Source organism: uncultured Aquincola sp. (assembly GCF_964001545.1).
Lineage (GTDB): Bacteria > Pseudomonadota > Gammaproteobacteria > Burkholderiales > Burkholderiaceae_C > Aquincola.
The window spans coordinates 1-6,166 of sequence record NZ_CAXFDV010000609.1 but is presented as its reverse complement, the minus strand read 5'-3'; the positions used below and the strand labels follow the sequence as shown (position 1 = coordinate 6,166).

6 protein-coding genes and 2 pseudogenes are annotated in these 6,166 nt (G+C 70.5%); 2 read left to right on the top strand and 6 right to left on the bottom strand.

What is annotated here, in order from left to right:
• The 3 genes and pseudogenes from ABNT58_RS21250 to ABNT58_RS21240 all read right to left on the bottom strand — a co-directional run.
• Positions 1–215, bottom strand: a pseudogene (locus ABNT58_RS21250) (gamma carbonic anhydrase family protein); the annotation flags it as partial.
• Between the two features lie 60 nt (positions 216–275).
• Positions 276–1,493, bottom strand: a pseudogene (locus ABNT58_RS21245) (CaiB/BaiF CoA-transferase family protein); the annotation flags it as partial.
• On the bottom strand, positions 1,490–2,419 hold the full coding sequence (locus ABNT58_RS21240) for a hydroxymethylglutaryl-CoA lyase (RefSeq protein WP_348755407.1): 930 nt from the start codon (positions 2,417–2,419) through the stop codon (positions 1,490–1,492). The pseudogene ABNT58_RS21245 and the gene ABNT58_RS21240, both read right to left, overlap by 4 nt.
• Positions 2,420–2,481: 62 nt before the next feature.
• Between ABNT58_RS21240 and ABNT58_RS21235 the strand changes: the two genes are divergently transcribed.
• On the top strand, positions 2,482–3,204 hold the full coding sequence (locus ABNT58_RS21235) for an IclR family transcriptional regulator (RefSeq protein ID WP_348755406.1): 723 nt from the start codon (positions 2,482–2,484) through the stop codon (positions 3,202–3,204).
• Between the two features lie 3 nt (positions 3,205–3,207).
• On the opposite strand, the gene serA is transcribed toward ABNT58_RS21235, so the two are convergent.
• The 3 genes from serA to ABNT58_RS21220 form a co-directional block, all read right to left on the bottom strand.
• Complete coding sequence (gene serA / locus ABNT58_RS21230) at positions 3,208–4,440, bottom strand: phosphoglycerate dehydrogenase (RefSeq protein WP_348755405.1); 1,233 nt, start codon at positions 4,438–4,440, stop codon at positions 3,208–3,210.
• Between the two features lie 79 nt (positions 4,441–4,519).
• A complete protein-coding gene (locus ABNT58_RS21225) occupies positions 4,520–5,269 on the bottom strand; it encodes an SDR family NAD(P)-dependent oxidoreductase (protein WP_348755404.1) in 750 nt (249 codons plus the stop codon).
• Between the two features lie 40 nt (positions 5,270–5,309).
• Positions 5,310–5,753: a MarR family transcriptional regulator gene (locus ABNT58_RS21220; protein WP_348755403.1), complete on the bottom strand. Its 444-nt coding sequence runs from the start codon at positions 5,751–5,753 to the stop codon at positions 5,310–5,312.
• 123 nt (positions 5,754–5,876) lie between these two features.
• Between ABNT58_RS21220 and ABNT58_RS21215 the strand changes: the two genes are divergently transcribed.
• Positions 5,877–6,166: MFS transporter (locus tag ABNT58_RS21215; protein WP_348755402.1), on the top strand; the 290-nt coding region annotated here is incomplete at its 3' end.

Genomic DNA, 6,166 nt, shown 5'->3' with positions numbered 1-6,166 from the left:
GGCTTGCCGGGGTCGGCATGCAGCACGCTGCCTTCCTGGATGTTGCTGTGGGCGCCGATGCGCACCGGCTCGGGCTGGTCGCCGCGCACCACGGCGCCGAACCACACGCTGGCGCCTTCGCCCAGCTCCACGTTGCCGATGACCTGGGCACTGTCGGCCACCCAGGCGGTGTCGGCGATGCGTGGTGTCAGGTCGTCCAGTTGGTACACGGCCATGCGTTGCTCTCCTCGGGGCGGGCTGCTGCGATGCAGCCGATGCTAGCCGCCGGCCGGCAACAGCACACCGGCGGCACGCAAGGCCTCGATGTCACCCGCGAGATAGCCGAGTTCGTGCAACAGTGCTTCGGTGTGCTGGCCGAGCGCCGGCGGCGGCTGGCGCACGCCCAGGCGCTCACCGTCCAGCGCCAGCGGCAGCAGCGCGGTGCGCGTCTCGACCGGGCGGCCGGCGCCGCTGGCATCGGCCGGCACCGTCACCGGGGCCAGGCCGCCGGTGGCCAGCAGGTGGGGGTCTTGCAGCAGGTCCTGCGGACGGGTGATGGGCGCATATGGCAGGCCGTGGCGCTCGAAGGTGGCGGCGATGTCGGTGGCCGTGCGCCCGGCCAGATGCTGGCGCAGCTGCGGCAGCAGCCAGTCGCGCGCGGCCACCCGCAGGTTGTTGCTGGCCAGGCGCGGGTCGGCCTTGAGCGCCGGCAGCCCGAAGGCGTCGCAGAACAGCGCCCATTGCGTGTCGCTGACCACCGCCAGGAAGATCTGCTCATCGCCGGCCACGGTGAACACATCGTACACCGCCCAGGCCGAGATGCGGCTGGGCATGGGCGCCGCCGCTTTGCCGGTGACGGCGAACTGCATCATGTGCTGGGCCACCAGGAACACGTTGTTCTCGAACAGCGCGCTCTGCACTTCCTGGCCGCGGCCGGTGCGCTCGCGCTGGGCCAGCGCGGCCATGGCGCCGATGGCGCCGAACATGCCGCCCATGATGTCGTTGACGCTGGTGCCCGCGCGCAGCGGCCGGCCTTCGGGGCCGGTCATGTAGGCCAGGCCGCCCATCATCTGCACCACCTCGTCCAGCGCGGTGCGGTGCTCGTACGGGCCGGGCAGAAAGCCCTTGTGGCTGACGTACACCAGCCGCGGATTGAGCTGCGACAGCGCCGCATAGCCCAGGCCCAGCTTGTCCATGGTGCCGGGCTTGAAGTTCTCGCTGAACACGTCGGCCGTGCCCACCAGCCGCAGCACCAGCTCGCGACCGCGGGCGTCCTTCACGTCCACCGCCAGGCTCTTCTTGTTGCGGTTGAACACCGAGAAAAAGCCCGCGCCCGAGCCCACCAGCCGGCGCGTGGCATCGCCCTGCAAGGGCTCGACCTTGATGACCTCGGCGCCCAGGTCGCCCAGCACCAGGCCGCAGGTGGGGCCCATCACCATGTGGGTGAACTCGACGATGCGGGTGCCTTGGTAGGGCAGCTCGCGCTGCGCGGTGTCTTGAGCGGGCGCGCTCATCGGGCCACCTCGCCACGCGCGACGAAGCCCTTGGGCAGGCCGGCCTCGGGCACATGGCCGTACAGCGGCTCGTCGGGCAGGCCTTCACGCAGCAGCGTGCGCGCCTGCAGCAGCGCGGGCAGATCGATGCCGGTGCGGTGACCCATGGCCTGCAGCATCCACACCAGGTCTTCGGTGACGATGTTGCCGCTGGCGCCTGGCGCATAGGGGCAGCCGCCGATGCCGCCCTGGCTGGCGTCGAAGGTGGTGACGCCGGCTTCCAGCGCCGCCACCACATTGGCCAGGCCCTGGCCGCGGGTGTTGTGAAAGTGTGCGCCGCCCGCCCGCTCACCCAGCTCCGCGTGCAGGCGGGTGAAGAGGCGCCGCACCTGCACCGGCTCGGCATAACCGCTGGTGTCCGACAGGCCCACTTCGTCCACGCCCAACTCCGCCATGCTGGCGGCCATGCGCAGCGTCTCGTCGTCGCTCACCGCACCCGCCAGCGTACAGCCAAAGGCCACCGACAGGCCGGCCTCCAGCGCGATCTGCGGGTAGCGCTCATTGCGCAGCGCCACGACGTTGCGCAACTCGTCGGCCATCTGCGCATGGGTCTTGCGCACGTTGGCCAGCGAATGCGCCTCGGTCACCGACACCGGCAGCGTGAGCTTGTGCACCCCGGCCTCGAAGGCGGCCTGCGCGCCGCGGAAGTTGGGGGCCAATGCGGCCACGCGCAGCCCGGGCAGCCGCAGCGCGTGGGCCACCACCTCGGCCACGTCGGCCATCTGCGGCAGCAGTTTGGCGGGCACGAAGGAGCCGACCTCGATCTCGGGCACGCCGGCGGCGGCCAGCGCCGCGATCCAGCGGTGCTTGGCCGCGGTGGGCATCACGGTGGTGATGCTTTGCAGGCCGTCGCGCGGGCCTACTTCGCTGATCAGCAGGGGGGTCATGGGGCCTCGCTCAAAGTTCTGTAAGATAGACCGCTTGTTCGCACAACAGAATTCTAACCAACATGCCCCGCAAAGCCGCCACCGCCTCCCTGGCCGACCAGCATGCCGCCCCCGGCGGCGCGGCGGCGGTCGATCGTGCGTTGTCGCTGCTGGGCTGTTTCCGGGCGGGGGAGGCGGGGCTCTCGCTGGCCGAACTAGCCGAACGCAGCCAGCTCTACAAGAGCACCGCGCTGCGGCTGCTGGCTTCGCTGGAGCATGCGCAGCTGGTGGCGCGCGGTGCCGATGGCCGCTATGCGCTGGGCTCGGGCGTGGCGCGGCTGCATGCGGTGTACCTGTCGTCGTTCTCGCTGCAGGCGCAGGTGCTGCCGGTGCTGCAGCAGCTGGTGGCGCGCACGCAGGAAAGCGCGGCCTTCCATGTGCGGCAGGGCGACCAGCGTTTGTGCCTGTACCGGGTGGACTCACCACAGGTGCTGCGCGACCACACCAAGGCCGGCGACCTGCTGCCGCTGGACAGGGGCGCCGGCGGGCGGGTGCTGCTGGCCTTTGCCGGCCAGCGCGGCCGGGTGTATGAGCAGATCCGCCGTGAAGGCGTGTGCGCGCTGTCGGGCGACCGCACGGCCGAGCTGTCCGGCATCTCGGCGCCCGTGTTCGGCGCCGCGGGCGAGCTGGTGGGCGCGCTCACGCTCACCATGCCCACGCCGCGCTACCGGCCCGCCACGCAGCAGCCGGCGGTGCAGGCGGCGGCAGCGCAGCTCAGCGCTGCGCTGGGCCATCTCGAAGGCTGAAGCTCAGTAAAGGACGCGGCAGCGGATCGTGCCCGGCACGCCGCACAACTGCGCCAGCGCAGCGTCGCTGGTGGTGCTGTCGACGTCGATCACCACATAGCCCACGTCGTCGTTGGTGCGCAGGTACTGCGCCGCGATGTTGATGCCGGCCTGCGAAAAGCGCTCGTTCACATGCGCCAGCACGCCCGGCACGTTGCGGTGGATGTGCAGCAGCCGGCTGCGGCCGGTGTGCTCGGGCAGCGCCACTTCGGGGAAGTTGACCGCCGACACCGTGGAGCCGTTGTTGCTGTAGCGGATGAGCTTGGCCGCCACCTCGCGGCCGATGTTGGCCTGCGCCTCGGCGGTGCTGCCGCCGATGTGGGGCGTCAGCAGCACGTTCTCGAAGCGGGTGAGCGGCGACTCGAACACCGCGTCGTTGCCCTTGGGCTCGACCGGGAACACGTCGATGGCGGCACCGCCGATGTGCTTGCGCTCCAGCGCGTCGGCCAGCGCGTCGATGTCCACCACCGTGCCGCGCGAGGCATTGATCAGGTGCGCACCGGGCTTCATCTTCGCCAGCTGTTCGGCGCCGATCAGGTTGACGGTGGAAGGCAGCTCGGGCACGTGCAGCGTGACCACGTCGGCGCCGGCCAGCAGCTCGTCCAGCGAAGCCACCTGGCTGGCGTTGCCCAGCGTCAGCTTGGCTTCGATGTCATGGAAGATGACCCGCATGCCCAGCTGCTCGGCCAGCACGCCGATCTGCGTGCCGATGTGGCCATAGCCCACGATGCCCAGCGTCTTACCGCGCACTTCGTAAGAGCCGGCGGCGCTCTTGTCCCAGCCGCCGCGGTGCTGCAGCGCGTTCTTCTGCGGAATGCCGCGCATCAGCATGATGACCTCGGCCAGCACCAGCTCGGCCACGCTGCGGGTGTTGCTGAAGGGCGCGTTGAACACCGGAATGCCCAGCTGCATCGCCGCCGTCAGGTCGACCTGGTTGGTGCCGATGCAAAAGCACCCCACCGCCGCCAGCTTGGGCGCCTGCTGCAGCACCTCGGCCGTAAGCTGGGTGCGCGAGCGGATGCCCAGGAAGTGCGCGTCGCGGATGGCCTCGACCAGCGCATCACCCGACAAGGCCTTGGGCGAGGTGACGATCTGCGAATAGCCGTCGGCCTGCAGCGCATCCACCGCGGTGGCGTGGATGCCTTCGAGCAGCACGAACTTGAGCTTGTCCTTGGCGACGGAAAGGCGCTGTGTCATCTTGTTCTGGCGGTTGGAAGCAGTGCCGCCATTGTGGCAACCGCCGTTCCCTGTCACGGCGGTGGGGCCATGAAGCGGCTCAGCTTCTGCGGATCTGCAGCGGCCCGAACGACTGGCAGTTGGGCATCATCGAGATCGCGTTGATGGTGACGTGCGCCGGCCGCGTGGCCAGCCAGTGCACCGTGTCGGCAATGTCTTCGGCCGTCAGCGGCTGGGTGCCGGCGTACACGCTGGCGGCCTTCTGGTCGTCGCCATGGAAGCGCACGTTGGAAAACTCGGTGCCGCCCACCAGGCCCGGCTCCACACAGGTGGCGCGCACGCCGGTGCCGATGAGGTCGGCATTGAGGTTGTGGGTGAACTGGTGCACGAAAGCCTTGGTGGCGCCGTACACGTTGCCGCCGGGGTAGGGCACTTCGCCGGCGATGGAGCCGATGTTGATGACCGAGCCGCGGCCACGCGCCACCATGCCGGGCGTGATGGCGCGGGTGACGTTGACCAGGCCCGCGCAGTTGGTGGCGATCATGCGCTCCCAGTCGTCGATGTCGGCCTGGTGCGCCGGCGCCAGTCCCAGCGCCAGCCCGGCGTTGTTGACCAGCACGTCCACCTCGGCGAACGCGGCAGGCAGGGCGGCCAGCGCCGCGGCGGTTGCCGGGCGGTCGGTCACGTCCAGTGCCAGCGGCAGCACGCGGCCGGGGTGCTGGTCGGCCAGCGCCTGCAGCCGGTCGACCCGGCGGGCGGCGGCGATCACATGGGCGCCATCGGCCAGAAAGCGCTGGGCGATGGCGAGGCCGAAGCCGGCGCTGGCGCCGGTGACGAGAACGGTGGTCATGCAGCAGATCCTTGTTCGGGGGATCCGCCACTGTAGAGCGTCAGTCGGTGGCTGGCAGCCGCGCCGCCATCCGCCCCAGCAGGCGTGTCAGCGTCGCCTGCTCCTCGGCGCTGAGGTCGGCCGCCAGCGTGGCCGCCAGGCGCTTGCGCTGGCGCTGCATCTGGCGGTGCGCGGCCTTGCCCGCATCGGTGAGCGTCAGGCGCCAGCGGCGGCCGTCCGCCGCGTCGGGCGCGCGCTGCAGCAGGCCGGCTTGCACCAGCCGCGCCGCCATGCGGGTGACCTGCGCCTTGTCGCGCCCGGTGGCCTGCGCCAGCGATTGTTGCGAGCAACCTTCGCCCTCGGCCACCACCGACATCAGCCACAGGTCGAGCGGGCTGGCCGCGATGCCCTGCTCGTCCAGCACCTGCTGCATCCAGCCTCGGAAGCCGTTGAACACGTCGATCACAGGCTGCAGCAAATCGTCTTCCGGGCGGGCGGCGGTCATGGAGGTCTCCGAGGTTCTGGTCTTGTCGGACGATGATACGGTGAATTTGGTTGATTGCATCAACCATTTATGGCTAAGATCGCCGGCTTCGCCCCTCAGGCGCCGGCTGCGGCGCCCACCACCATGTCCACATCCACCGCCGGCGCACTGCCGGCCGCCCGGGCGCCGCTGTCGCTCATCCTCGTGCTGGGCGGGCTTTCCGCCTTTGCGCCGCTGTCCATCGACCTCTACCTGCCCGCGTTCCCGGCCATCGCGGCCGACCTGGGCGTGCCGGCCGGCCAGGTGCAGTACACCCTGGCCGCCTACTTCCTGGGCATGGCCCTGGGCCAGGCGGTGCACGGCCCGCTGGCCGACCGCTTCGGCCGCAAGCCACCGCTGTATGCCGGCCTGGCGCTGTACCTGCTGGCGTCCAT

Excerpts from the sequence above, each read along its gene's own strand:
- ABNT58_RS21240 (WP_348755407.1), bottom strand. The coding sequence starts at position 2,419 with ATGACCCCCCTGCTGATCAGCGAAGTAGGCCCGCGCGACGGCCTGCAA.
- ABNT58_RS21235 (WP_348755406.1), top strand. The coding sequence starts at position 2,482 with ATGCCCCGCAAAGCCGCCACCGCCTCCCTGGCCGACCAGCATGCCGCC.
- serA (WP_348755405.1), bottom strand. The coding sequence starts at position 4,440 with ATGACACAGCGCCTTTCCGTCGCCAAGGACAAGCTCAAGTTCGTGCTG.
- ABNT58_RS21225 (WP_348755404.1), bottom strand. The coding sequence starts at position 5,269 with ATGACCACCGTTCTCGTCACCGGCGCCAGCGCCGGCTTCGGCCTCGCC.
- ABNT58_RS21220 (WP_348755403.1), bottom strand. The coding sequence starts at position 5,753 with ATGACCGCCGCCCGCCCGGAAGACGATTTGCTGCAGCCTGTGATCGAC.